At 66.7% G+C, this 23,496-nt stretch carries 24 protein-coding genes; 17 read left to right on the top strand and 7 right to left on the bottom strand.

All coding sequences use genetic code 11. From position 1 onward, the window contains the following. Positions 1-3 precede the first annotated feature (3 nt). Together hflX and ASG79_RS10960 are read left to right on the top strand one after the other, a co-directional pair. Positions 4-1,584 (top strand): GTPase HflX, encoded by a 1,581-nt coding sequence (gene hflX / locus ASG79_RS10965; RefSeq protein ID WP_056390899.1) that lies wholly within the window; start codon positions 4-6, stop codon positions 1,582-1,584. Beyond that, on the top strand, positions 1,577-3,637 hold the full coding sequence (locus ASG79_RS10960) for an ATP-dependent DNA helicase (RefSeq protein WP_018771587.1): 2,061 nt from the start codon (positions 1,577-1,579) through the stop codon (positions 3,635-3,637). Before hflX ends, ASG79_RS10960 begins: the two co-directional genes overlap by 8 nt. Positions 3,638-3,715: 78 nt before the next feature. On the opposite strand, the gene lexA is transcribed toward ASG79_RS10960, so the two are convergent. Beyond that, complete coding sequence (lexA, locus tag ASG79_RS10955) at positions 3,716-4,450, bottom strand: transcriptional repressor LexA (RefSeq protein WP_018771586.1); 735 nt, start codon at positions 4,448-4,450, stop codon at positions 3,716-3,718. A 353-nt stretch (positions 4,451-4,803) separates the two neighbouring features. Here lexA and ASG79_RS10950 point away from each other — a divergent pair, with 353 nt between their 5' ends. From ASG79_RS10950 to ASG79_RS10920, 8 genes are all read left to right on the top strand, one after another. After that, positions 4,804-5,205: a LysM peptidoglycan-binding domain-containing protein gene (locus tag ASG79_RS10950; protein ID WP_081620253.1), complete on the top strand. Its 402-nt coding sequence runs from the start codon at positions 4,804-4,806 to the stop codon at positions 5,203-5,205. Positions 5,206-5,313: 108 nt separating this feature from the next. Next, positions 5,314-6,432, top strand: a complete 1,119-nt coding sequence (locus ASG79_RS10945; protein WP_026266116.1) for a histidinol-phosphate transaminase — start codon at positions 5,314-5,316, stop codon at positions 6,430-6,432. Positions 6,433-6,493: 61 nt separating this feature from the next. After that, positions 6,494-7,120 carry an imidazoleglycerol-phosphate dehydratase HisB gene (gene hisB, locus ASG79_RS10940; RefSeq protein WP_018771583.1) on the top strand — a complete coding sequence of 209 codons (627 nt, stop codon included), beginning with the start codon at positions 6,494-6,496 and terminating at the stop codon, positions 7,118-7,120. Continuing rightward, positions 7,117-7,878, top strand: coding sequence for an imidazole glycerol phosphate synthase subunit HisH (gene hisH, locus ASG79_RS10935; protein ID WP_018771582.1), 762 nt, complete (start codon positions 7,117-7,119; stop codon positions 7,876-7,878). Before hisB ends, hisH begins: the two co-directional genes overlap by 4 nt. Next, the gene (locus tag ASG79_RS23840) at positions 7,879-8,037 is read left to right on the top strand and encodes a hypothetical protein (RefSeq protein ID WP_166673152.1); all 159 of its coding nucleotides are present in this window, start codon (positions 7,879-7,881) and stop codon (positions 8,035-8,037) included. 96 nt (positions 8,038-8,133) lie between these two features. Next, positions 8,134-8,880, top strand: coding sequence for a bifunctional 1-(5-phosphoribosyl)-5-((5-phosphoribosylamino)methylideneamino)imidazole-4-carboxamide isomerase/phosphoribosylanthranilate isomerase PriA (priA, locus tag ASG79_RS10930; RefSeq protein ID WP_018771580.1), 747 nt, complete (start codon positions 8,134-8,136; stop codon positions 8,878-8,880). 19 nt (positions 8,881-8,899) lie between these two features. Beyond that, entirely contained in the window at positions 8,900-9,781 is an 882-nt protein-coding gene (locus tag ASG79_RS10925; protein ID WP_056390896.1) for an SseB family protein, read from the top strand. A 57-nt stretch (positions 9,782-9,838) separates the two neighbouring features. Beyond that, positions 9,839-11,134, top strand: a complete 1,296-nt coding sequence (locus tag ASG79_RS10920) for an MFS transporter (RefSeq protein ID WP_056390940.1) — start codon at positions 9,839-9,841, stop codon at positions 11,132-11,134. A gap of 135 nt (positions 11,135-11,269) precedes the next feature. On the opposite strand, the gene ASG79_RS10915 is transcribed toward ASG79_RS10920, so the two are convergent. After that, positions 11,270-11,656: a DUF1844 domain-containing protein gene (locus ASG79_RS10915; RefSeq protein ID WP_018771577.1), complete on the bottom strand. Its 387-nt coding sequence runs from the start codon at positions 11,654-11,656 to the stop codon at positions 11,270-11,272. Positions 11,657-12,057: 401 nt separating this feature from the next. Between ASG79_RS10915 and infC the strand changes: the two genes are divergently transcribed. From infC to ASG79_RS10895, 4 genes are all read left to right on the top strand, one after another. Beyond that, positions 12,058-13,065 (top strand): translation initiation factor IF-3, encoded by a 1,008-nt coding sequence (gene infC / locus ASG79_RS10910; RefSeq protein ID WP_056390893.1) that lies wholly within the window; start codon positions 12,058-12,060, stop codon positions 13,063-13,065. A gap of 117 nt (positions 13,066-13,182) precedes the next feature. Beyond that, positions 13,183-13,377 (top strand): 50S ribosomal protein L35, encoded by a 195-nt coding sequence (rpmI, locus tag ASG79_RS10905; RefSeq protein WP_018771575.1) that lies wholly within the window; start codon positions 13,183-13,185, stop codon positions 13,375-13,377. Between the two features lie 118 nt (positions 13,378-13,495). Further along, positions 13,496-13,885: a 50S ribosomal protein L20 gene (rplT, locus tag ASG79_RS10900; protein WP_018771574.1), complete on the top strand. Its 390-nt coding sequence runs from the start codon at positions 13,496-13,498 to the stop codon at positions 13,883-13,885. A gap of 72 nt (positions 13,886-13,957) precedes the next feature. Then, positions 13,958-14,884: a TrmH family RNA methyltransferase gene (locus ASG79_RS10895; RefSeq protein WP_018771573.1), complete on the top strand. Its 927-nt coding sequence runs from the start codon at positions 13,958-13,960 to the stop codon at positions 14,882-14,884. 102 nt (positions 14,885-14,986) lie between these two features. Here the strand turns inward: ASG79_RS10895 and ASG79_RS10890 are convergent, their stop codons facing one another. Then, entirely contained in the window at positions 14,987-15,262 is a 276-nt protein-coding gene (locus ASG79_RS10890; protein WP_018771572.1) for a GlsB/YeaQ/YmgE family stress response membrane protein, read from the bottom strand. 148 nt (positions 15,263-15,410) lie between these two features. Continuing rightward, positions 15,411-16,619, bottom strand: coding sequence for an MFS transporter (locus ASG79_RS10885; protein ID WP_056390891.1), 1,209 nt, complete (start codon positions 16,617-16,619; stop codon positions 15,411-15,413). Between the two features lie 174 nt (positions 16,620-16,793). On the opposite strand from ASG79_RS10885, the gene ASG79_RS10880 reads away from it, so the two are divergent. Further along, on the top strand, positions 16,794-17,240 hold the full coding sequence (locus ASG79_RS10880; RefSeq protein WP_056390889.1) for a (deoxy)nucleoside triphosphate pyrophosphohydrolase: 447 nt from the start codon (positions 16,794-16,796) through the stop codon (positions 17,238-17,240). Here the strand turns inward: ASG79_RS10880 and ASG79_RS10875 are convergent. The 3 genes from ASG79_RS10875 to ASG79_RS10865 all read right to left on the bottom strand — a co-directional run bounded on the left by ASG79_RS10875 (position 17,237) and on the right by ASG79_RS10865 (position 19,546). Next, on the bottom strand, positions 17,237-18,343 hold the full coding sequence (locus tag ASG79_RS10875; protein WP_018771569.1) for an Rv2578c family radical SAM protein: 1,107 nt from the start codon (positions 18,341-18,343) through the stop codon (positions 17,237-17,239). The two genes, ASG79_RS10880 and ASG79_RS10875, sit on opposite strands and share 4 nt — an antisense overlap. A 94-nt stretch (positions 18,344-18,437) precedes the next feature. Continuing rightward, a complete protein-coding gene (locus tag ASG79_RS10870; protein WP_056390886.1) occupies positions 18,438-19,094 on the bottom strand; it encodes an SIMPL domain-containing protein in 657 nt (218 codons plus the stop codon). Continuing rightward, positions 19,094-19,546 (bottom strand): hypothetical protein, encoded by a 453-nt coding sequence (locus ASG79_RS10865; RefSeq protein ID WP_056390882.1) that lies wholly within the window; start codon positions 19,544-19,546, stop codon positions 19,094-19,096. Before ASG79_RS10865 ends, ASG79_RS10870 begins: the two co-directional genes overlap by 1 nt. A 201-nt stretch (positions 19,547-19,747) precedes the next feature. Between ASG79_RS10865 and pheS the strand changes: the two genes are divergently transcribed. Together pheS and pheT are read left to right on the top strand one after the other, a co-directional pair. Then, positions 19,748-20,809 carry a phenylalanine--tRNA ligase subunit alpha gene (pheS, locus tag ASG79_RS10860; RefSeq protein ID WP_018771566.1) on the top strand — a complete coding sequence of 354 codons (1,062 nt, stop codon included), beginning with the start codon at positions 19,748-19,750 and terminating at the stop codon, positions 20,807-20,809. A 2-nt stretch (positions 20,810-20,811) separates the two neighbouring features. After that, complete coding sequence (pheT, locus tag ASG79_RS10855; protein ID WP_056390878.1) at positions 20,812-23,355, top strand: phenylalanine--tRNA ligase subunit beta; 2,544 nt, start codon at positions 20,812-20,814, stop codon at positions 23,353-23,355. The last annotated feature ends 141 nt before the right edge of the window (positions 23,356-23,496 follow it).

Below are 23,496 nucleotides of genomic sequence, written 5' to 3'. Positions count from 1 at the left end.
ACCATGACCAGCCAGCCCAACACCGGTTCCGATCCAGCCGCCCAGGACATGAGTCCGCAGGAAATCCAGGCTGTTATCGACCGGATCCTCGCCAAGGACGTCCCGGCCAAGACTGTCAGCACGCCCGGCGGTGAGAGCAGCGGCAATGGAAAAGCGGTGCTCGGCAAGGCGCAGGCCATTTCCCGGCTCGACGAAGAACACTCAACATACGACGGCGACCAGCAGGACCTCGAGGAACGGCGCGCGCTGCGCCGAAGGGCAGGCCTGTCCACCGAGCTCGAAGACGTCACCGAGGTTGAATACCGCCAGCTGCGCCTGGAGCGCGTGGTCCTGGCCGGGATTTGGTCCGAGGGAACGCTTGCCGACGCCGAAAACTCGCTGCGTGAGCTGGCAGCCCTCGCCGAGACCGCCGGTTCGGAGGTCCTGGATGGCATGGTGCAACGCCGTGACAAGCCGGACCCGGGAACCTTCCTGGGGTCAGGCAAGGCACTGGAGCTCAAGGACATCGTCATGTCCACGGGCGCGGACACGGTGGTGGTGGACGCTGAACTTGCGCCTTCCCAGCGCCGCGGACTTGAGGACATCGTCAAGGTCAAGGTCATCGACCGCACGGCGCTGATCCTTGACATCTTCGCCCAGCATGCCAAGAGCCGTGAAGGCAAAGCGCAGGTGGAGCTCGCGCAGCTCGAGTACCTGCTTCCGCGCCTCCGCGGCTGGGGTGAGTCGATGTCCCGCCAGGCCGGTGGCCAGGTGGGTGGCGCTGCCGCCGGCATGGGCTCCCGAGGTCCTGGTGAAACCAAGATCGAGTTGGACCGGCGCCGGATCCGTACCCGCATGGCGAAGCTGCGGCGTGAAATCGCCGCAATGAAGCCGGCACGCGAGACCAAGCGGGCCAACCGCCGTCGTAATGAAGTGCCCTCCGTGGCGATTGCCGGGTATACCAACGCCGGCAAGTCCTCACTGCTGAACCGGCTTACGGACGCCGGAGTCCTCGTGGAGAACGCACTGTTCGCCACCCTGGATCCCACCGTCCGCAAGGCGGAAACCGCGGACGGCCTGGGATACACCCTGGCCGACACCGTCGGATTCGTCCGTTCGCTGCCCACCCAGCTGGTGGAGGCCTTCCGTTCGACCCTCGAGGAAGTGGCGGACTCGGATCTGATCCTGCACGTGGTGGACGTGTCGCATCCGGACCCCGAAGGGCAGATCGCCGCCGTCCGGAAGGTCTTGAGCGAAGTTGATGCCCGCAAGGTGCCGGAGATCATCGTGCTGAACAAGGCTGATGCAGCTGACCCGTTCGTGGTGGAGCGCCTGAAGCAGCGCGAACCGCGGCATGTGGTGGTCTCGGCCCGGACGGGTGAGGGCATCCCGGAACTGCTGAAGGCCATCAGCGAAGCCATTCCCCGGCCTTCGGTCAAGATGGAACTCCTCATCCCGTATGACCGCGGAGACCTGGTCAGCAAGCTCCATGAGTCCGACGCTGAAATCCTCAGCGTTGACCACGTTGAGGCAGGTACCAGGGCTGCGGTGAAGGTCCGCGAGGGCCTGGCGTCCGAACTGGAACCATTCATCGTCAATGAGTGACCCCGCCGCCGGCGAAACCGCGCAGACGGCCGGCGAGCAGTTCGTCATCGAACTGCTCGACCGCGCCGTCGCCGGCATGGGCGGACAAAGCCGCACCGGACAACACGAGATGGCCCGGCAGGTGGCCCGGGCCATCAAAACCGGCAACCACCTGCTGGTCCAGGCGGGCACGGGCACGGGCAAGTCGCTGGCCTACCTGGTGCCGCTCATCGCCCACGCCCTGGAGAGCAACAAGCCCGCTCTGGTGTCCACGGCCACGCTGGCCCTGCAAACCCAGATTGTTGGCAGGGACCTGCCGCGGCTGCTGAAGAACATCACCCCGGCCCTGGAACGGCCGGTCAAGGTTGCCTTGGTGAAAGGCCGGTCAAACTATGTCTGCCGGCACAAACTGGAAGGCGGGTTCCCCTCCGAGGAGCCTTCCGAGGGTCAGCTTTTCTCTTTGGGCGAAGACACCAGCGTCCCGCACTTTGCCGCCTCCGTGGGCGGACCCTCGTCCCAGCTTGGCAAGGAGGTGGTGCGGCTCCGCGAGTGGGCGGAGAAGACGGCCACCGGGGACCGGGATGAGCTCCTGCCGGGTGTGACGGACCGTGCCTGGCGCCAGGTCTCCGTCACTTCCATGGAGTGCCTGGGGGCCCAAAAGTGCCCCATGGCCGCCGAGTGCTTCAGCGAGCTGGCCCGGCAGGACGCAGCCGAGGCAGATGTGGTGGTGACGAATCACGCCATGCTGGCCGTCAGCGCCTTCGAAGGACTTGCAGTCCTGCCCGAGTACGACGTCGTGGTGGTGGATGAAGCGCACGAGTTGCAGGACCGGGTCACCGGAGCCGTGTCCGGTCAGCTGTCGGTGGCCATGGTCCACGCTGCCGCTTCCGGCGCCCGCAAACATACCGCCATCACGGTGGACGCGCTGAACGCCGCAGCCGCAAACCTTGAACTGGCCCTCGCCGGTGCGCCCAGCGGCCTGCTTCCCAACGGGCTGAACGACGAACAGCTGGACTGCATGGACCAGTTGCGGGAGGCGTGCCGGGCCGCGTTGTCCGATTCCAAGGGGGACAGCAACGCCACGGCCGACGGCGGCCGCCAGCTGGCCCGGTCCCGCCTCATGCTCATCCTGGAATTGTGTGAGCGGCTTATTGCTGCCCGTGAAAACCGCGAGGTCGTGTGGTTTTCCCGGGCCGGCACGTTCGATCCCGGCCAGGGATATTCCCAGCCCGATGACAATGCCCCGGTGCTGGTCAACATCGCGCCGCTGTCCGTGGCAGGCAGGCTCCGGGAAGGACTCTTCGCCGGGCACACCGTCGTGCTGACGTCCGCAACCCTCGCCATTGGCTCGGCATTTGAACCCGCGGCCGGGGGACTGGGCCTTATCGGCGACGGCGCACCCAGCTGGACGGGTGTGGATGTCGGCTCGCCCTTCGACTACCCGAAACAGGGCATCCTCTACGTGGCCGGCCACCTGCCAAAGCCGGGCCGCGGCGTTTCGCCGGAGGCGCTGGAGGAACTGGAAGCGCTCATCAAAGCGTCCGGCGGGGGTGCCCTCTGCCTGTTTTCATCCCGACGGGCTGCCGAAGAGGCTGCCGACGCCCTGCGGCCGAAGCTCGATGTGACTGTCCTCTGCCAGGGCGAGTCGACCATGACCGCTTTGGTGAAGCAGTTCGCCGACGAACCGGACACCTGCCTCTTCGGGACTATGTCCCTGTGGCAGGGGGTTGACGTTCCGGGAGGCTCCTGCCGCCTGGTGGTGATCGACCGCATCCCGTTCCCCAGGCCGGATGATCCGCTGATGACCGCGCGTTCGCGTGCCGTGGCCCAGGCCGGCGGAAACGGCTTCATGTCCGTCTCGGCCACGCATGCCGCCATCAGGCTGGCCCAGGGTGCCGGCCGCCTGATCCGGTCCACGGGAGACAAGGGCGTGGTGGCCGTTCTGGATTCCCGGCTGGCAACAGAGCGCTACGCCGGATTCCTCCGCGGCGCTCTGCCGCCGTTCTGGGCTACCACGGACCGCAGCAAGGCGCTGGCGGCATTGGCCAGGCTGGGCGCGGACGCGGCCACGTAGGGCCCGGCAGGCGAACGACGCCAGCGGGGGCAGCCGCCGTGCAATTTCCGGCAGGCCGTCCCTTCGCGGGAGACCCGGTCAGAGGGAACGCAGGACCGAGACAACCTTGCCCATGATGGTGGCATGGTCGCCCAGAATGGGTTCGTACTGCGTGTTTTGGGGCAGCAGCCAGGTGTGGCCGTCGCGCTGGCGGAATGTCTTGACGGTTGCCTCGTCATCCAGCAGGGCAGCAACGATGTCCCCGTTGGCTGCGTCCGCCTGGCGCCGCACCACCACCCAGTCACCGTCACAGATGGCGGCATCCACCATGGAGTCGCCGGCCACCCTAAGCATGAAGAGCTCGCCCTGGCCGACCAGCTGGCGGGGGAGCGGCATGACATCCTCCACGAGCTGCTCAGCGAGGATGGGACCGCCGGCAGCAATCCGGCCAACCAGCGGAACCATGGCCGTATCCAGCGCGGTGGGCAGCTCCGTTACCGTGGCACCGCCGCCCGTGGCCTGCGGCGCGGGGGAGGCGCCGGCGGCATTGCTTCCGCTGTCCAGCGTGAGGGGCATCAGCACCTCCATGGCCCGCGGCCGTTTGGGGTCGCGCCGCAGGTAACCCAGCTTCTCCAGCTGCGAGAGCTGGTGGGTCACGCTGGACAGGCTGGCCAGGCCAACCGTGTCGCCGATCTCCCGCATGGAGGGCGGGTAGCCGTTGTCATTGACCGAGCGCTGGATGGTTTCGAGGATCTTCTTCTGCCGGGGGGTCAAGCCCTTGGCGGTCTTCCTGGGTTGCGGGGCGGTCCTGCCCCCGGCGGCTGCTGCTGCCATATTCGCCAATGCCTTTCGCTTGCCGCCGGATCTTCCGTTGCGGCCTGTTCCACAGCGCCGCCGGAAGGACTCCCACTGTCATTGTCAGACCCTGCTGTTCAACTTCAGTGGTGGTTGTTCTTTGGTTCAAAGCTAGGCCAGCCACATTGCTTTTCCAAACATTTGTTCTAGCGAGTCTCGACATTGTTCGTTGATAGGTGCTAAAACTTAACAAGCAAAGTTCGAACATGTGTTCTAACCAGCGATTGCCCCGTTCGAAAACATGGCCGGAGGAGCTCCGGACACGGTGTGAACGGCAGGGCGGCAGCGGGCGGACACCCGGGCAGCACGGCAGGTCCAGGAGGGCTTAGTTCATGTCAGCTTTATCTCTTCACCAGGTTTCACCTACGCACCGCGTTTCCCTGCAGACCCGGAAGCCCTCGCAGCGCCGGACGCCGTCAGCAGCGCCCCTGCGGCTGACCCGCCGGGGGCGGATCGTCCTGATCGGAGTTCCGCTTGTGCTCCTCGCGGTACTCCTGCTGTCCCTGTCCGGACTTTTCAACGCACCGGCCAAGGCATCCGATTCAGCTGCGGATTTGGCCGTGACGCCGACGGTCACCGTGACGGTGCAGGCGGGCCAGTCGTTGTGGAGCATCGCAGGCGCTGTTGCTCCGGACCGCGATGCCCGGGACGTGGTGGCGGACATCGTCCAGCTCAACAACCTTCCGGCCGCCGCTGTGCTGCCGGGGCAGCAGCTGTTCGTCCCCACGCACTGAGCGGCACCTGGTGTTGGCCTTTGAGAAAGATGACCGGGACAGCAACGCCGGTGGCGAACAGAATCCGTCACATTTTCCGGTAGTTGCCGCGGCAACTAAACTGTTCAGGTGAACGACCAGCTAGAGCGTCTGAACCGACTTCCCCTCCGCAGCAATCTTCGCGGGCTGACCCCCTACGGGGCACCCCAACTGGACGTTCCCATTTTGCTGAACGTCAATGAGAACACCCATGGTGTTCCGGCGGACGTGCGCGCCGCCATCAGCGCGGCGGTCACGGAAGCAGCTGCAGGCCTCAACCGGTACCCGGACAGGGAATTCACCGACCTGCGGAAAGCTCTCGCGGAATACCTGGGGCACGGGCTCGACGAATCAAACCTCTGGGCAGCCAACGGCTCCAACGAGGTCCTGCAGCAGATCCTCCAGGCCTTCGGCGGCCCCGGCCGCACCGCCCTGGGCTTTCCACCCACGTACTCCATGTACCCCCTGCTCGCCAGCGGAACCGACACCCAATACATCACGGGAGTGCGCTCGGAAGGCTACGACCTGAGCGCCGAATCCGCCGCCCGGCAGGTCGAGGAGCTGCGGCCCAACATCGTCTTCCTCTGCTCGCCCAACAACCCCACGGGGACCGGCCTGGGGCTTGACGTTGTGGAGGCTGTCTATGACGCCGGCGAGGACAGCCAGACCGTGGTGATCGTCGACGAGGCCTACCACGAGTTCGCGCATGACGGCACGCCCAGCGCCCTGACCCTGCTGCCCGGCCGGGAGCGGCTGATAGTTTCCCGCACCATGAGCAAGGCCTTCGCACTCGCCGGCGCCCGCCTCGGCTACATGGCCGCGGCCCCGGAGGTCACCGATGCCCTGCGGCTGGTGCGCCTTCCGTACCACCTGTCCGCGATTACCCAGGCAACCGCACTGGCCGCGCTCCAACACCGCGAGGCACTGATGGCCGATGTCCAGGACATCAAGGCGCAGCGGGACCGCATTGTGGCCGAACTGACCAGGATGGGCCTCAAGCCTGCCGCCTCGGACTCCAACTACGTGTTCTTCGGGGGCCTGGAAAATCCGCACCAGGTATGGCAGGAGCTGCTGGACGCCGGAGTGCTCATCCGCGACGTGGGCATCCCCGGCCACCTTCGGGTCACCGCAGGCACTGAGGCGGAAACCACAGCCTTCCTTACCTCCCTGGAACGCATCCTTGCGGGCCAGGCCGCGCTTCCCGCCTAGACTTGATACTGCGGCGCTGGGCGCCTTGAACTACTTCTTCTCCCACAAAGGATCCTTCACCATGAGTCCCACCGGATCGAATACGGCTGCGGCCCGGACCGCCCGCATGGAGCGTGCCACCAGCGAGTCCTCCGTGCTCGTGGAGATCAACCTCGATGGAACCGGCGTATCGGACATCGATACCTCCGTGCCGTTCTACGACCACATGCTCACGGCCCTGTGCAAGCACTCCCTGATCGACATGACGGTCAAGGCCACGGGTGACACCCACATCGACGTCCACCACACTGTTGAGGACGTGGCCATCACCTTCGGCGAGGTCCTGCGGACCGCCCTCGGGAACAAGGCCGGGATCCGCCGGTTCGGTGAGGCCACCGTTCCGCTGGACGAAGCGCTTGCGAACGCTGTGGTGGACGTGTCCGGACGCCCGTACCTGGTGCACGGGGGCGAGCCGGCCGGGCAGGAGTACCACCTGATCGGCGGCCACTTCACCGGTTCCCTGACCCGCCACGTCTTCGAAGCCATCACACTGCACGCCGGCATCTGCCTGCACATGAACGTGCTGGCCGGACGGGACCCGCACCACATCGTCGAGGCACAGTTCAAAGCCTTCGCCCGCGCCCTCCGCGCCGCCGTCGAACCCGATCCCCGGGTTGAAGGCATCCCCTCCACCAAGGGGGCGCTGTGAGCGGCCAGGTCCTCAAAGACGGCGCGATCATCGATCCGTCAGCATCAGGCAAGCTGCCTTCACCTGAGGGCAAACCCACGGTCACCGTGCTCGATTACGGTTCCGGGAACGTCAGGTCCGCAGTCCGGGCACTGGAACGTGCCGGCGCGGAAGTAGTCCTGAGCGCCAAGCCCGAGGATGTACTGAACGCGGACGGCCTGGTGGTTCCGGGCGTAGGTGCGTTCGAGACCGTCATGCGCGAACTCAAGGCCGTGGACGGCATCAGGCTGATCGGCAGGCGGGTAGCAGGCGGACGCCCCGTGCTTGGAATCTGCGTGGGCCTCCAGGTCCTTTTTGAAGCCGGAGTGGAACACGGCACCGAAGCCGAAGGCATTGGCGAATGGCCCGGCAAGGTAGAGGCCCTCCCCGCGGAGGTGGTTCCGCACATGGGCTGGAACACGGTCAAGGTGCCGGAAGGCTCCAAACTCTTTGCCGGGGTCGAAAACGAACGCTTCTACTTCGTGCACTCATACGGCGTGCAGGAATGGAACTTCGACGTCATCCAGCCACGGATGGCGCCGCCCCTGGTCACCTGGTCCGAACACGGCGGCCCCTTCATCGCCGCCGTCGAGAACGGCCCCCTCTGCGCCACCCAGTTCCACCCCGAAAAGTCCGGCGACGCCGGTGCGCGGCTCCTGCGCAACTGGGTGGAAGGCCTGCGGAAACCGGCCGGCGGTCAATCCGCTGCAGCACCGGCGGACGCCGGCAGTGACGCCTAGATGTGGTCGGTACTCCTGATGGGCCTCGCCGGCATCCTCATCGGTGGCGGCATCTCATTCCGGCAGCAGCGCAAGCCACTCTGGACACAGGTGGCGTTCTACGTCCTGGCCGCCATGTCACTGGTGGCGGCCTACCTGCTGACCCTGCCGGCAAACTGACCACAGCCCACAGCGCGAGGGCCGCCAACTTCACCCCAACAGCATCGCGGACCCAGCGACCTGCTTTCCGCACCGAAATCGACACCGAGGATGAGTATGACCACCGCACATGACCTGCCGGTACTTGAACTGCTGCCAGCCGTCGACGTCGTCAACGGCCAGGCCGTCCGGCTGGTCCAGGGCGAGGCGGGCAGTGAAACCAGCTACGGCACCCCCCTTGAAGCTGCGCTGAACTGGCAGCAGCAAGGCGCCGAATGGGTGCACCTGGTGGACCTGGACGCCGCCTTCGGCCGCGGCTCCAACGCAGACCTGCTCCGGGAAGTCGTGGGCCGGCTGGACATCAAGGTGGAGCTCTCCGGAGGCCTCCGCGACGACGAAACACTGGAAGCCGCCCTTGACCTGGGCGTGGCCCGGGTCAACCTGGGAACGGCAGCACTGGAGAACCCGGAGTGGACCCGCCGGGCCATCGAACGCTTTGGCGACAAAATCGCCGTGGGCCTCGACGTCCGCGGAACAACCCTCGCCGGCCGCGGCTGGACCAAGGAAGGCGGGGACCTCTGGGAGGTCCTTGGCCGTCTCGAAGAGGCCGGCTGCTCCCGCTACGTCGTGACCGACGTGACCAAGGACGGCACTCTGCAGGGCCCCAACGTCGAACTCCTCCGCCAGATGGTGGAAAAGACCGGCAAGCCGGTTGTGGCTTCCGGCGGCATCTCCAGCCTGGACGACCTGAAGGTCCTCCGGTCCCTGGTCCCGCTGGGCGTGGAAGGCGCGATTGTGGGCAAGGCCCTGTACGCCGGAGCCTTCACGCTGCCCGAAGCCCTCGACGTCGCCGGCCGGCGCTGACCCGGCGGACATCGACCCCATGCCTAACGTCGAGGAGCCAGGGCGGCAGCCAGCACGCCAGCTGCCCGGACATATCGCGGCAGCCCTGTCCGGCGCTGGTGGCGCCACGGATTCGGCGGGCCAGCCATGGGCAGGACGCAGCCTGGCCGGTGACGACGGCAGGATCCACAACTTCGAGGACGACGGAACGGCCGACGCCGGCTACCTCGCCGCCCTGGACGCGCTCCGGCAAGGGGCAGGCGATGAAGCGGGCGTCGTGGCCGCCCTGGCAACGGCCCGGGTCTTCATTCCGATTGTTGCGCAGCTGGCTGAAGAGTCGGAAACAGCCCACGGACTGCACGCTGACAAGCAGGCGGACATGGCGCTGGTAACGCTGAAGGCGGCTGACGGCAGGACTGCCCTCCCCGCCTTCACCTCGGCCGCCGCGCTGGCCGCCTGGCATCCCGAGGCCCGGCCCGTCGCCGTGTACGCCGCGCGGGCTGCCCTCTCGGCAGTCGCCGAAGGCGCCGAGCTCCTGGTCCTGGACCCGGGCGCCGACGTGACGTTCGTGGTGCGCCGTCCGGGGGTCTGGGCACTGGCAAAGCAGCACGACTGGACCCCCTCCTACAACGACCCCCAGCTGGCCGATGAAATGGCGCGCGCAGCCTCCGGGTTCGCCGCCATCCGCAGCATTGGGCTTATGCCGGGCAGGGGAGTGGCTTCCAGTGCTGCCGATGGCGCAGTAGTCCCTGGCGGGGGTGCCGGGCCGGAACTTCAGGTGGTGCTGTACCTTGAGGACGGCCTGGACGCCGCCGGTGTCCAGGAACTGGTGGCCAACCTCCAGGCGGAGTGGTCGCGGAATGTATTGTTTGGGGAGCGCGTCGACTCCTTGGAAATCAAACTGAGGCGCGCTCCCGACTAGACGCAGCCGGATGGGTGATCCCCGCCAGTGCTGCGGCATACCCTGAAGGACCGTTTCGTGAATTTCGCTCTCTACCGGGAGTTGCTCGCCGTCCGGCCAATCCGCCGGCTGCTGCTGGTTGGCATGATCGCCCGCATCCCGCACTCAGCGGCCGGGGTGCTCCTGACCCTGCACATCGTCCTCACCCTTGGCCAGGGCTATGCCGCGGCCGGCGCCGCCGCAGCGGTCATGACCATCGGTATTGCCCTGGGCGCCCCGTGGCGCGGCAGGCGCGTTGACACCGTAGGGTTGCGGACCGCACTCATCCCGTCCGTGATCTCGGAGACGCTGATCTGGTCTGTGGTGCCGCACGTGTCCTACCAGTGGCTCCTCCCACTGGTCTTCGTGGGCGGCCTGCTCACGCTGCCAATTTTCAGCGTGGTCCGGCAGTCCCTGGGCGTCCTGGCGGAGGGCGACCAGCGCCGCACCGCGTTCGCCCTGGACGCCATCACCACCGAAATGGTATTCATGATCGGGCCGGCCGCCGGCGCCGTGGTGGCCACCAGTGGATTCACCGTTGCCGGGTTGACAGTGGTGGGCGTGGCCACGTCCCTGGCAGGGCTGTCCCTCATGTGGTTCAACCCGCCCACCCGCAGCCCGGCGCAAACCGTCGAATGCGCCGGGGATGAGCAACATGCCGCGGAAGCCGCCGTGGTCGCCACCGCTCCGGCCCACGTCCAGGAAGCCGCCGCGGAACTGTCACCGGCCGGGACGGCCAGCCGTGCGGCAGAGGGACTGCGCGGAAGGCTGGCGGGCGGCTTCGCGTGGTTCACCGCAACGGTCGCGGCACTCTTTGCCGTTGCCGCCGGCGCCGGCATGGTCCTGAGCGGCACCGACGTTGGCATCGTTGCGGCGCTGGAAACCGGAGGGCGCCAGAGCGAGATCGGCATCGTGTTCGTCTTCTGGTGCGCCGCCTCGGTGGTGGGCGGACTCATCTACGGCGCCATGCACCGGCCCATCCCGCCTGTCATCCTGCTGCTGGGAATGGCGGCGCTGACGCTGCCCATGGCCTTCGCCCACGACACCTGGACGCTGGCACTGGTTTCCATCCTGCCCGGCATGCTCTGCGCTCCCGTCCTCTCCGCAGCCTCCGAAAAGGTCGCGGACCTGGTGTCGGAGGAACGGCGCGGGGAGGCGATGGGCTGGTACGGCTCAGCCCTGACCGCCGGTGTTGCCCTCGGCTCGCCGCTGGCCGGCATCTTCATCGACCTCATGGGACCGTCCGGGGGTTTCGTTTCGGTTGGCGCCGCCGGCGTCGTGCTGTGCCTGGTGGGCCTGGCCCTCCAGCAGCGCCGCCGAAAAGCCGCCGCCTGATATTTCCGTCCGCCGCGCTGAACGGCAGGTACGGAGTGGCCGGTCAAGCCCCGGGTGCTTTGCCTGGAAACGACGACGGCGGGACGACCTTGAAAGGCCGTCCCGCCGTCGGACGCTGCTTGGGTGGGTTCTTCCTTAGTTCACTGCGCCGGTGTACTTTTCGCCCGGGCCCTTGCCCGGTGCATCCGGAATCAGTGACTCTTCACGGAACGCCAGCTGGAGGGACCGCAGCCCATCGCGCAACGGTCCGGCGTGCTGCGAGCCGATTTCGGGGGCAGCTGCCGTCACCAGACCGGCCAGGGCGGTGATCAGCTTCCGGGCCTCGTCCAGGTCCTTCAGCTCGGCCGCGTTGTCTTCTGCGGCCAGGCCAAGCTTTACCGCGGCTGCGCTCATGAGGTGCACGGCGGCCGTGGTGATGACCTCGATGGCGGGGACTTCCGAGATGTCCCGGATCTGTTGTGAAACGTCTGCGCCTGCGTCACCGGGCTCGAAGACGTACGAATTACTGTCTGAGGTGCTCATACTGGTAAGCTTGACACAGACCGACTGGATGTCGTTATTTCAGAGATTGTCCCAAACGATCAGGTTCCCAACAGCGCTTTTGCGGCGTTGACGGGAATTTTTTCTGTAGAATGGCTTCCAGTTTGCAAGCGGAGTTCTCTCCCACCCGCGTCAGCCGCTGTCCCAGGCGTTCCTTTGGAACCTGCAGGGGACGTAAGGTTGCCGGGTATCTGGTTGGGCATGGACCGGCACACGCCGGGACTGTGTGCGTGCAGCCCTGACGGGGTTGCCGAGCCAACCTATCTGAGGCCTTCGATTGCTCCGGCAATTGGGGGCCTTCTCTATTTGCCGGACTCAACAACAAACACAGGAGCTTTAACATTAGCGAGCCAAGAATCAATGAGCGTATCCGCGTCCCCGAGGTGCGGCTGGTCGGCCCTGCAGGTGAACAGGTAGGAATCGTCCGTATTGAGGATGCCCTGCGACTGGCTGCCGAGTCCGACCTTGATCTCGTTGAAGTTGCACCTCAGGCGAAGCCTCCGGTGTGCAAGCTGATGGACTTCGGCAAGTACAAGTACGAGGCCGCGGTCAAGGCACGTGAGGCCCGGAAGAACCAGACGAACACTGTTCTGAAGGAAATCCGTTTCCGGTTGAAGATCGACACCCACGACTACGAGACCAAGCGCGGCCACGCCCTGCGCTTCCTCGGTGCCGGGGACAAGGTCAAGGCCATGATCCAGTTCCGTGGCCGTGAGCAGCAGCGTCCGGAGATGGGCATCCGCCTGCTCCAGCGCTTCGCGGACGACGTCGCCGAAGTTGGCGTGGTGGAGTCCAGCCCCCGCATTGACGGCCGCAACATGGTCATGGTGGTTGGGCCGCTGAAGAACAAGGCTGAAGCCAAGGCTGAGGCACGGCGCGCCACGCAGCGGGCCGAGGCCAAGGCCCAGAACGAAGCCAAGGCTTCCGGACGCGTTGACACGTCCGGCGAGGACCAGGCCCCCTTGACGCAGTCACTGGCGGACCTGCTGCCCGAAGGTTTCACCGTCTCCACGGAGCCGGAGGCTGTAGCCGAGGACAACGCCCCCGCCGAGGCGCCCGCTGTTGAGGCACCTGAGCAGGAAGCTCCGAAGCAGGAAGCCCCCAAGGCTGCTGCGCCGAAGCAGGAAGCTCCGAAGCAGGAAGCCCCCAAGGCTGCTGCGCCGAAGCAGGAAGCTCCGAAGCAGGAAGCCCCCAAGGCTGCTGCGCCGAAGGCCGCTCCGGCTCCCAGGCCTGCAGCTGCCGCCAAGCCGGAAGCCGCCGCGCCGGCGGCACCGAAACCGGCCGCTGTGCCTGCACCACCCAAGCCGGTGGCCAGGCCTGCTGCGCCGAAGCCTGCTGCGCGCCCTGCCCCCAAGGCAGCGCCGAAGCCGGCCGGCAAGAAGACCAACTAGTTCACAGCTGCCGGGGTACGCCTCCGGCAGTCAGCAACCAGCATGCTGCCCGCAGGGGTGGCTGCGCGATAGAACTGCGGCCCCCGGGCCTGCAGAAACGTAAGGAGATCGGTTCCCATGCCGAAGATGAAGACCCACAGTGGTGCTAAGAAGCGCTTCAAGCTGACCGGCAGCGGCAAGCTGCGCCGCCAGCAGGCCAACCGCCGCCACTACCTGGAGCACAAGTCCTCCCGCCTGACCCGCCGCCTTGCCGGCGACCGGATCGTCTTCAAGGGCGACGCCAAGGTCATCCGGAAGATGCTCGGCATCTAATTTCCAAGTTCTATGAGGGGCCGCCGCCTGGCGGTCCGTCACCTGCCAAACAGCATTCTCAGGCCGCCGGTTCACCGGCAGTAGATGCTTGGGATCAGATTTTCGAAGGAGTACGCACGTGGCACGTGTGAAGAGGGCGGTCAACGCCCACAAGAAGCGCCGGGTTGTTCTTGAACGCGCAAAGGGTTACCGCGGACAGCGTTCGCGCCTGTACCGCAAGGCCAAGGAGCAGCTGCTGCACTCGTTTGTGTACAGCTACGGCGACCGCAAGAAGAAGAAGGGTGACTTCCGCCGCCTGTGGATCCAGCGCATCAACGCTGCGTCCCGCGCCAACGGCCTCACCTACAACCGCCTCATCCAGGGCCTGAAGGCCGCCGAGGTCGAGGTTGACCGCCGTATGCTGGCCGAGCTTGCCGTCTCTGACGCCAACGCCTTCGCCGCGCTGGTCCAGGTGGCCAAGGACTCCCTTCCGGCAGACACCTCCGCCAAGAAGGCAGCCGCAGCCTAGGCAAGCAGCTTCCGCCCCTCGCCTGAGGGGCCCGTTCAGGAACTGGTGGCAGCAGCTACTACAGTTTTCTATATGAACGAAACCGGGCGCCCGCAAGACCTTCCACTTTCCAACCCCCGAGCTGATCGGGTCAGGGATGTGGCAAAGCTTGCAGGGCGCCCGGTCCGTTTAAAGCGCGGGCAGTTCCTGGCCGAGGGCCCGCAGGCCGTCCGTGAAGCACTCAAGCTCCACCAGCAGCGTCTTGCGGCGGGAGGTCCCGGAGTAGTGACTGAGGTCTTCGCCAGCGAAAGCTGCCTTGACCGTTTTCCCGAATTTGAAGAGCTCTCCGAGGGCACCAGCGCACGGCTGGCCACGGATGAGGTCCTGGCAGCCATGGCGGACACCGTCAACCCGCAGGGGATAGTGGCGGTCTGCAGGTTTGTGGACGTGGCTCTGGCGGACGTGCTCGACGCCGGGCCCCGCCTGATTGCCGTGCTGTGCCAGGTGCGGGACCCGGGGAACGCGGGAACGGTCCTGCGTGCGGCCGATTCCGCCGGTGCCGACGCCGTGGTGTTCACGACGTCCAGCGTGGACATCTACAACCCCAAGGCCGTCCGGTCCACCGCAGGTTCGCTGTTCCACCTTCCGGTGGTGCTGGCCGCCGATCCCGCGGAACTCGCTGCAGCCTGCAAGGCCCGCGGCATCGGCATCCTTGCCGCCGACGGCTACGGGCAGCTGGACCTTGATGTCCTGCAGGACGAGAACGCCCGGCGCCGGCTCACCGGAACAGGGCCGGAGTCTGTGTACGACCTCGCCGGTCCCACGGCCTGGTTCTTTGGGAACGAGGCGCAGGGACTCTCCGCGGAGGAGCTGGAACTGGCCGACCACCGGGTGGCCGTTCCTGTCTACGGCGCCGCCGAGAGCCTCAACCTTGGGACGGCGGCCACGGTATGCCTCTACGCCAGCGCCCGCTCCCAGCGCCGTGCGGCAGCTGCAGTGGGGCAGGAACAGGCCGGATAGGGACGCGCCACGGCCGGGAACTTCGGGGAAAGGCCAGGGACCTTCTAAAAAAAGAAAGGCCCCGGAAGTCCGGGGCCGATGGGGTGTTGGTAGACAGAGTGATCAGGGTGCGCGGGTTGCTTTTCCGCGTCCGGTGACTGCTCCGTAGATGCCGGCGACAAGCAGGCCGCCGACGATAGCGAGAATCCAGGTGCCGAGGTCGAAGAAGGCAAGATCGCCCTTGTTGAACAGGAGGCTGCCAATCCAGCCGCCAACAATGGCACCGACGACACCGAGGATGAGGCTGGTGACCCAGCCGCCGCCGACCCGTCCGGGCATAACGGCCTTAACGATGGCCCCGACTATGAGGCCCAAAATAATCCAAGCAAGAAAACCCATGTCTCCTCCTTATTGTGACCGGGATTAATAGTCCCGATGAGGCTCAAGCTAACATAAGCCCCCTGCAAAGTCAGTAGCTCGGGTGACGGCGTTGCTGCATCGTTAGGACAGCGCGGGCCCCCGTTTTCGGGGCTCCGTGCGCATAACCTCAGGCAGCCAGCGGCCTCTTGCGTTCGAGCAGGCCGCTGAGGAGCGCGACGCCGAAACCAAGGACGGCGAGGACGGCGCCGACCAGCGCCGGGGCAACAAAGCCCCACCCGAGGGCGATGACAAGGCCGCCGAGGAAGGCTCCCAGCGCGTTGGCGACGTTCAGCGCGGCATGGTTGAGGGAGGATGCCAGCGATGGGGCATCCGGCGAGGCGTCCAGCAGCCGGGTCTGCAGAGCGGGGATGAGCATGGAACCGGAAGCTCCCACCACAAACACCATGACCATGGCGCTCCACTGCCAGTGCGCCGCCACCGCATAGACCACCAGAGCCACGGCGATGGCAGGGAGGACCCGGTACAGGGTGCCCATGACGGATTTGTCAGCGAGCCTGCCGCCGACGACGTTCCCGGCCACCATGCCAAGACCGTAGAGCGCCACCACAAGGGGGATCAGGGTGGAGGGGATGCCGGCCACGGAGGTCATGGTGTGGGCGATGTAGGTATAGGTGGCGAAGAAGCCGCCGAAACCCACGATGCCCACCAGGAGTGCCAGCCATACCTGGAGCCGTTTGAGGGCCCCGAGCTCGCGCCGGATGCTCGCGTCGGGGTGGGCGTGCTGGAAGGGGACGAATTTCCACACCATGGCCAGTGCCAGCAGGCCGATGGCACCGACCAGGACAAACAGCAGGCGCCAGCCGAAGGTCTGTCCCAGCCAGGTGGCGAACGGTACTCCCACGACGTTGGAGACGCTGAGCCCGGCCATGACCATGGAGATGGCCCAACCGCGCCGTGTGGGCGGAACGAGGGAAGCCGCGATGACGGCTGCAACGCCGAAGAACGCTCCGTGCGGCAGGCCGGCGGCAAAGCGGGACACCAGCATCCAGCCATAGTCGGGGGCAACGAATGACGCCAGGTTGGCCACGGTAAAGAACAGCAGCAGCCCCAGCGCCAGTTTCTTGCGGGGGAGCCTGGCGCCGACGGCGGCCAGCAGCGGAGCGCCTACCACTACCCCCAGCGCATAGGCGGAGATCAGGTTGCCGGCCTGCGGAGTGGTAATTGCCAGGCCCTGCTCCACTTCCTTGAGCAGGCCCATCATGGTGAACTCGGTGACGCCGATGCCTACGCCGCCCATGGCCAGGGCGAAAATCGCCATGCCGATGTTGGGGGTCGTGCTGCGGGTTGCCGTGGACGGGGAAAGAACGCTGCTCATATTCCTGCTTCTTGAAACGTGGGACTCGCAAGGGACGGATGCCACGGCAGTGGGGCAGGACGGTCCGGACAGTGTGGCAAACCCCGGCTGGGCAGGACGTATTCCCGGCAGGAACTGTTCCTAAGGCGGGAATGCTGTTCCCGGACACTCCATTGTGGCCCATAGAATGACCCGGTGACTGGACTGATTCAGGTTGTGGGCGGAGCTGTGGTGGACCGGCTGGCGAATCCGGCGGCCCTGTTGGTGGCACGGCGAAGCGCGCCGGAGCACCTGGCGGGGCTGTGGGAGTTCCCCGGCGGCAAGGTGGAGCCCGGGGAGGAACCCGAAACGGCGCTGGTGAGGGAGCTGGCTGAGGAACTGGGAATCGGCGTGCGCCTGGGACTGGAACTTCATGCGGAAACACCGGCTGGCTGGCCCCTCAATGACCGGGCCAGTATGAGGGTGTGGTTCGCTGAGGTGACCCACGGCGAACCATTGCCCCTTGAAGACCATGACGAACTGCGCTGGGTGGACCTGCGGGACCGGGAAGCTGTCCTCACCTTGCCGTGGATCCCCGCCGACTATCCGATTGTCCATGCGCTGCTGGAATCCGTGGGATCGTCGCTGGGCCGGAGCCGCTAGAAAAGCGCGTCCTGCTGCGAAGGCCGGGACGAAGAAGGGACGCCCGGGGGCCCGGCATTCGTGCCGGCCGGAATGCTTCCTGCCGGGTACTGCGCTTCCTCGGCACGGGGATCGTCCAGGTCCCGGTGGCTGAAGCCGGACGAATGCGAAAACCCATGGCGTGCCTTGAAATAGCGGACCCTGCCGGCCAGCCAGGTGCGGTACTCCTTGGAGGCGTAGGAACCCGTCCCGTACAGGCGCCGGTAGCGGCCGGCCAATTCGGGGTGGTGTTTGGCAATCCACTGCATGAACCACTCCCGGGTGCCAGGTTTCAGGTAGAGGGCGCCGGCCGTAACGCCGGTGGCCCCGGCAGTGGCCAGGGAAGCGAAGAGGGAATCAAGTGCTTCGTCGCTGTCCGATAACCACGGCAGGATGGGCATGGCCATGACGCCGCATGGCAGTCCGGCCTCACGTAAGCGGGAGACGAGTTTCAGCCGGGCCCTGGGTCCTGGGGTACCGGGTTCGATGGCCTCCGAGAGGGCCTCGTCCGTCATGGCCAGGGAAATGCCCAGCCCCACGGGCACCTGCGTGGCAGCCCTTTTGAGCAACGGGATGTCCCGTGCCAACAGCGTTCCCTTGGTGAGGATGGACAGGGGAGTGCCGGATTCCGCCAAGGCGGCAATGATGCCGGGCATGAGCCGGTACCGGCCCTCGGCCCGCTGGTAGGGGTCTGTATTGGTACCCAGCGCCACCTGCTGGCGTGTCCAGGATGCCTTGTTCAGTTCCTTGCGGAGGACCTCCGCGGCATTCACCTTCACCACCACCTGGCTGTCAAAGTCCATCCCGGCGTCGAAATCCAGGTAGGTGTGGGACTTGCGGGCGAAGCAGTAGACACAGGCATGGCTGCAGCCGCGGTAGGGATTGACGGTCCATTCGAAAGGCATCTTTGACCCTGCCGGGACCCTGTTGAGCACCGATTTGGCGGTGACCTCGTGGAACGTGATACCGGCGAACTCGGGCGTGGTGACGGAACGCACCAGTCCTGCCAGCGGAAGCAGCGCCGGAGCAGCGGCACCCGCGGTGTCAGGCGTATCGGGTACCAGTGCCTGCGCTTCCCATCTCATGGCTCCATTCGAAAACATGTTCGAATGGAAGTCAAGGCGCCGCGCGCTGATACCAGCCGGTCGCCCAGAGGTACCGGCCGGTGGAAGGGGCGGCCTACTGCTCCAGGGCCCACGTGGCGGTCACGGTTGCCTCCACCCGGTTTGCGCCCGGTTCCACCGTCATGCCCTCCGGAGCAGAGACCCGCTGCATGCCCGCAAGTGGAACCGGACCCGGCGCCGGGCGCTGGTCCGTCACGGACAACACCGGTCCCAGGCGGGCGGAGGCCAACGCTGCGTACTGTCCGGCAGTGCGGAGTGCGTCGTGCCAGGCGGCTTCCCGGGCCTCAGCCCGGACGGCGGTGTCGTCCGAAAGGACCAATTGCAGGTTGTTCAGCCGGGCGGAATCCCCGGCCGCGTCGACGGCCGCGGAAATGGTGGCGGACGCGGTGGCGATGTCCCTGAGCCGGACCGTGACGCTGCTGGCCGCCACGTACCCCACGAACTTCTGGCCCTCGCCGTCCCGCCAGGCGAGGTCGGCACGGACGCTCATCCCCGCCGAGCGGATATCGGCCGGTGCAACACCGTGGCCGCGGAGGACCGAGCCCGTCATGGCCAGGCCTTCCGCGGCCGCCGCATACGCCTCCTCCACCGATCCGGCACGGCACTCGACGCCCACCGAAACCAGCATCAGGTCAGGGGGTGCCTCCGCCCATCCCGTGCCCGTGGCGGTGACTGTTCGCGCATCCCCGTGCGCGGGGGCCTCCGGGCCCATCACGCGCGCCTCGACGCAGCGGGCGGGTAGCCGCCGGCCGCCAGCCCGGCCCGGCGCTCAAAGATGTTGCCCGTTGCCGGATTTCCGGTGCGCAGCACCGACCAGCCGGCTGCTGCCAGGTACAGGGGGATGAAGGGCAACCCGAGGCACCACGCGTACTGGGTGCAGTGCCCTTCCTCGTGTCCCAGGAGTGCGGGCCGGGACAGCAGCCCACCGGCCGTGCTCCGGCACAGCACGACGTTCCCGATGGTGTAGGCGTGCGCGAACGGCAACCGCCAGCGGTAGCCTGCGGCAATGATCAGGCCGCGGGGGCCCCGGCTGATCTGCGTCCGGGCGGCGAGCGCGACGGCGAGCCCGGCCAGGGTGCTCCCGTTCAGGAGGTTCGCTGCCCGCCTGAGCCGTTGGGCCGTCGTCGGGCCGTGAAAAGTACCCGCGCGCTGCCGCAAAGTCATGAGGCCATGGTAGCCGGAGGGTTCAACTAGACTGGAGGGCAGTGGCCGCCGGTCCTGCCGGCGAGCCCTGACCTGGTCATTGAATGACACTGACGTTCAGCGCATTCATCCATGACCTGCCAGCGACGGACGCGCCGGGTGGAAAACCGCCAACGGCTGCCCCGGCCGCTGGCAGCCACGACTCGTAGCTAAGAACAGTAGATGACTGAAACTTTGCCGGGCGCCGCCATCCCGAACCCCACGGATGAGGCCGCCATCAACGCCGCTGTAGATCAGGCCATCACCGCCATCGCCGGTGCGGCCACCCTTGACGAGCTGAAGGCGGTGCGCCTTGCCCACAGCGGCGAGAAGTCCCCGCTGAGCCTAGCCAACCGTGAGATTGGCCGCCTGCCCAAGGACCAGAAGGCGCTCGCCGGGAAGCTGATGGGTGCCTCCCGCGGCCGGGTCAACAAGGCGCTCGCCGACCGCACGGCGGTACTGGAAGCCGAGAACGACGCCAGGATCCTGGTCGAGGAAACTGTGGACGTCACCGCCGCTCCGCGCCGCCGTCGTGCAGGTGCCCGCCACCCGCTCTCCACGCTGCAGGACCGCGTGGCGGACATCTTCGTGGGCATGGGCTGGGAAATCGCCGAAGGCCCCGAGGTGGAATCCGAGTGGTTCAACTTCGACGCCCTGAACTTCAAGCCGGACCACCCTGCCCGCGAAATGCAGGACACCTTCTTCGTGGAACCGCCTGAAGCCCACCTGCTGATGCGGACCCACACCTCCCCGGTGCAGGTCCGGTCCATGCTGGAACGCGAGGTTCCCATCTACGTGCTGTGCCCGGGCAAAGTGTTCCGCACGGATGAACTGGACGCCACCCACACCCCGGTGTTCCACCAGTTCGAGGGCCTGGCCATCGACAGGAACCTCAGCATGGCGGACCTGCGCGGCACCCTTGAGCACTTCGCCCGGCAGATGTTCGGCGACGAAGCCCAGATCCGGCTGCGCCCCAACTACTTCCCGTTCACGGAGCCGTCCGCCGAACTGGACATCTTCCATCCCGGGGCCAAGGGGGGCCCGGCGTGGATCGAGTGGGGCGGCTGCGGCATGGTCAACCCCAACGTCCTGCGCGCCGCCGGCATCGACCCGGACGTCTATTCAGGTTTTGCCTTCGGCATGGGCATCGAGCGCACCCTCATGTTCCGTAACGAGGTGGGGGACATGCGCGACATGATCGAAGGCGATGTACGGTTCAGCGAGCACTTCGGGATGGAGATCTAACAGTGCGTATCCCACTTTCCTGGCTGCGTGAATTCGCGGCCGTACCGGCCGATGCAACGGCCGAAGACGTCATGGCCGAACTGGTCAAGGTGGGCTTCGAGGAAGAAGCGGTCCACCGCCCCACGGACACGCTGAGGGGCCCTGTCGTGGTGGGCCAGGTCCTGAGCCTGGTTAAGGAACCCCAGACCAACGGCAAGACCATCAACTGGTGCCAGGTCCGCGTTGTCCCCGAGGGGCAGGAGCAGACCCTCACGGGGGACGGCATTGACCCCTCCGGCGTCCAGGGCATCATCTGCGGCGCCCACAACTTCGTTGAGGGCGACAAAGTGGTGGTCACGCTTCCGGGTGCCGTGCTGCCCGGTGACTTCCACATTTCGGCCCGCAAGACCTACGGCCACCTGTCCGCCGGCATGATCGCCTCAGTCCGCGAACTGGGCATCGGCGAGGACCACGACGGCATCCTGGTGCTGTCCCGCATCGGGCTGGACCCGGAAGTGGGCACCGACGCCATGGAACTGCTGGGCCTCTATGACCAGGCCGCGGAAATCAACGTCACCCCGGACCGCGGGTACGCCTTCTCCATCCGCGGGGTTGCCCGCGAGTACGCCCACGCCACCGGCACCGCCTTCACGGACCCTGCCGCGAAGGTCGACGCCCCGGCAGAGCTGTCCGGGGGTTACGGCGTCAAACTCAACGACGACGCCCCCATTTACGGCAAGCCCGGCTGCGACCGCTTCGTGGCACGCACCGTGCGCGGCGTTGACGCTACCCGCCCCACCCCGCCGTGGATGGTGTCCCGGCTCCGGCTGGCAGGCATCCGCTCCATCTCCCTGCCGGTGGACATCTCCAATTACGTCATGCTCGAGCTGGGCCAGCCCACGCACTGCTACGACCTGGACAAGCTGTCCGGCGACATCGTGGTGCGGCGTGCCTCCGCAGGCGAGAAGATCACCACGCTGGACGGCAAGGAGCGCACCCTTGACGCCGAGGACCTGCTGATCACCGACAATTCGGGCGCCATCGGCATTGCGGGCGTCATGGGCGGCGCCGCCACTGAGGTGAGTGACTCGACGTCGAACGTCCTCGTCGAAGCAGCGCACTTCGACGAGGTGTCCATTGGGCGGTCGCGTCGCCGGCACAAGCTGCCCTCCGAGGCGTCCAAGCGCTTCGAGCGCGGGGTTGACTGGCAGGTGGCGGGCGTCGCCGCCCAGCGCGTGGTGGACCTCCTGGTGGAACTGGCCGGCGGCACCGCCGACGAACCCGGAACCGACGTGGGCACGGCTCCGGAAACCATCACCATCGGGCTGCCCGCCGGCTTCGCCGCCGCCCGCATCGGCATTGACTTCACCGAAGAGCAGATCGTCACCTCCCTGGAGGACCTGGGCGCCGTCGTGGAGAAGAACGACGGCGGCTGGAGCGTTACGCCGCCCACGTGGCGCAGCGACCTGGAGACCAAGGAAGACCTGACCGAGGAAATCGCACGGCTGGTGGGCTACGACAAGATCCCGGCCACCCTGCCGGTGGCCCCTCCGGGGCGCGGACTCACCCGGATCCAGCAGCAGCGCCGGCGCCTGATCCAGTCGCTGGCCGACGCCGGCCTGACCGAGGTGCTGTCCTACCCGTTCGTGTCCAAGGCCGCCAACGACACCTTTGGCGTCGCCGAGCAGGGTGCCCAGCGGAGCGCGGTCAAGCTGGCCAACCCCATCAGCGAGGAACAGGGCTACCTGCGCACGTCCATCCTGCCGGGGCTGATCGAGGTGGCCAAGCGCAACCACTCGCGCGGCTTCCGCGACCTCGCCCTGTTCGAATCGGGCCTGGTGTTCCTTCCCGCCGGGACCGTGGGCACTGCCTCCATCCCGCCGCTGGGCGCCAAGCCCGCCGACGAGGTGCTCGACGCACTGTACGACGGCGTCCCGGACCAGCCGTTCCATGTGGCCGCCATCCTCACCGGCCACGATTCCCCGGCTGCTGCCGGCCATACTCCGCGGACGTGGGACTGGGCCGACGCGCTGGATGTTGCCCGCCTTGCGGGCGACGTCCTCGGCGTCGACCTTGTGGTCACGCAGGGCAGCCACCAGGCGTTCCATCCCGGCCGCACCGCCCGGCTCGCACTGCGGACGGGAGAGACCGTGGGGTACGCGGGCGAACTGCACCCCAAGCTGCTGGCGGCCTCGGACATGCCGGCCCGTTCGGTGGCACTTGAACTCAATGCCGACGCCCTGTTTGAGGCGGCACCGGATGTGATCGTGGCCCGCCACATCTCCACGTTCCCGGTGGCGACGCAGGACGTTGCACTCGTTGTTCCCGCCGACGTGCCCGCGGACGAGGTCCTTGGTGCGCTGCGTGAAGGCGCCGGTGAGCTGCTGGAGGACGTCGCGCTGTTCGATGTCTACGCAGGCAAGGGCATCGAGGAGGGCAAGAAGTCGCTGGCCTTCGGCCTCCGCTTCCGCGCCGCTGACCGCACCCTCACCGCTGACGAAGCCTCGGCCGCGCGTGAGCAGGCAGTTGCCCTGGCCGCGGAACGGTTCGGAGCCGTCCAGCGCTAAGCAGGACAAACTCCTGAACCACGGAAGTCCCCGCACCCTTGAATTGAACTGCTCCCCGGAAGTTGGACTGAGAAATTCAGTTCCGACTTCCGGGGAGCAGTTTTATGCATGCACGTAGTTCGTTGTCTGAGGTTCAGCGTG

The sequence above is a fragment of the Arthrobacter sp. Soil761 genome (assembly GCF_001428325.1).
GTDB lineage: Bacteria > Actinomycetota > Actinomycetes > Actinomycetales > Micrococcaceae > Arthrobacter.
The sequence above is the reverse complement of the archived record's forward strand: the minus strand, read 5'-3'. Positions and strand labels throughout refer to the sequence as shown.

Coding starts and splice junctions, on each gene's coding strand:
- hflX (WP_056390899.1), top strand. CDS start 4: ATGACCAGCCAGCCCAACACCGGTTCCGATCCAGCCGCCCAGGACATG.
- ASG79_RS10960 (WP_018771587.1), top strand. CDS start 1,577: ATGAGTGACCCCGCCGCCGGCGAAACCGCGCAGACGGCCGGCGAGCAG.
- lexA (WP_018771586.1), bottom strand. CDS start 4,450: ATGGCAGCAGCAGCCGCCGGGGGCAGGACCGCCCCGCAACCCAGGAAG.
- ASG79_RS10950 (WP_081620253.1), top strand. CDS start 4,804: ATGTCAGCTTTATCTCTTCACCAGGTTTCACCTACGCACCGCGTTTCC.
- hisB (WP_018771583.1), top strand. CDS start 6,494: ATGAGTCCCACCGGATCGAATACGGCTGCGGCCCGGACCGCCCGCATG.
- ASG79_RS23840 (WP_166673152.1), top strand. CDS start 7,879: ATGTGGTCGGTACTCCTGATGGGCCTCGCCGGCATCCTCATCGGTGGC.
- priA (WP_018771580.1), top strand. CDS start 8,134: ATGACCACCGCACATGACCTGCCGGTACTTGAACTGCTGCCAGCCGTC.
- ASG79_RS10925 (WP_056390896.1), top strand. CDS start 8,900: ATGCCTAACGTCGAGGAGCCAGGGCGGCAGCCAGCACGCCAGCTGCCC.
- ASG79_RS10915 (WP_018771577.1), bottom strand. CDS start 11,656: ATGAGCACCTCAGACAGTAATTCGTACGTCTTCGAGCCCGGTGACGCA.
- rpmI (WP_018771575.1), top strand. CDS start 13,183: ATGCCGAAGATGAAGACCCACAGTGGTGCTAAGAAGCGCTTCAAGCTG.
- ASG79_RS10895 (WP_018771573.1), top strand. CDS start 13,958: ATGAACGAAACCGGGCGCCCGCAAGACCTTCCACTTTCCAACCCCCGA.
- ASG79_RS10890 (WP_018771572.1), bottom strand. CDS start 15,262: ATGGGTTTTCTTGCTTGGATTATTTTGGGCCTCATAGTCGGGGCCATC.
- ASG79_RS10885 (WP_056390891.1), bottom strand. CDS start 16,619: ATGAGCAGCGTTCTTTCCCCGTCCACGGCAACCCGCAGCACGACCCCC.
- ASG79_RS10875 (WP_018771569.1), bottom strand. CDS start 18,343: ATGAGATGGGAAGCGCAGGCACTGGTACCCGATACGCCTGACACCGCG.
- ASG79_RS10870 (WP_056390886.1), bottom strand. CDS start 19,094: ATGGGCCCGGAGGCCCCCGCGCACGGGGATGCGCGAACAGTCACCGCC.
- ASG79_RS10865 (WP_056390882.1), bottom strand. CDS start 19,546: ATGACTTTGCGGCAGCGCGCGGGTACTTTTCACGGCCCGACGACGGCC.
- pheS (WP_018771566.1), top strand. CDS start 19,748: ATGACTGAAACTTTGCCGGGCGCCGCCATCCCGAACCCCACGGATGAG.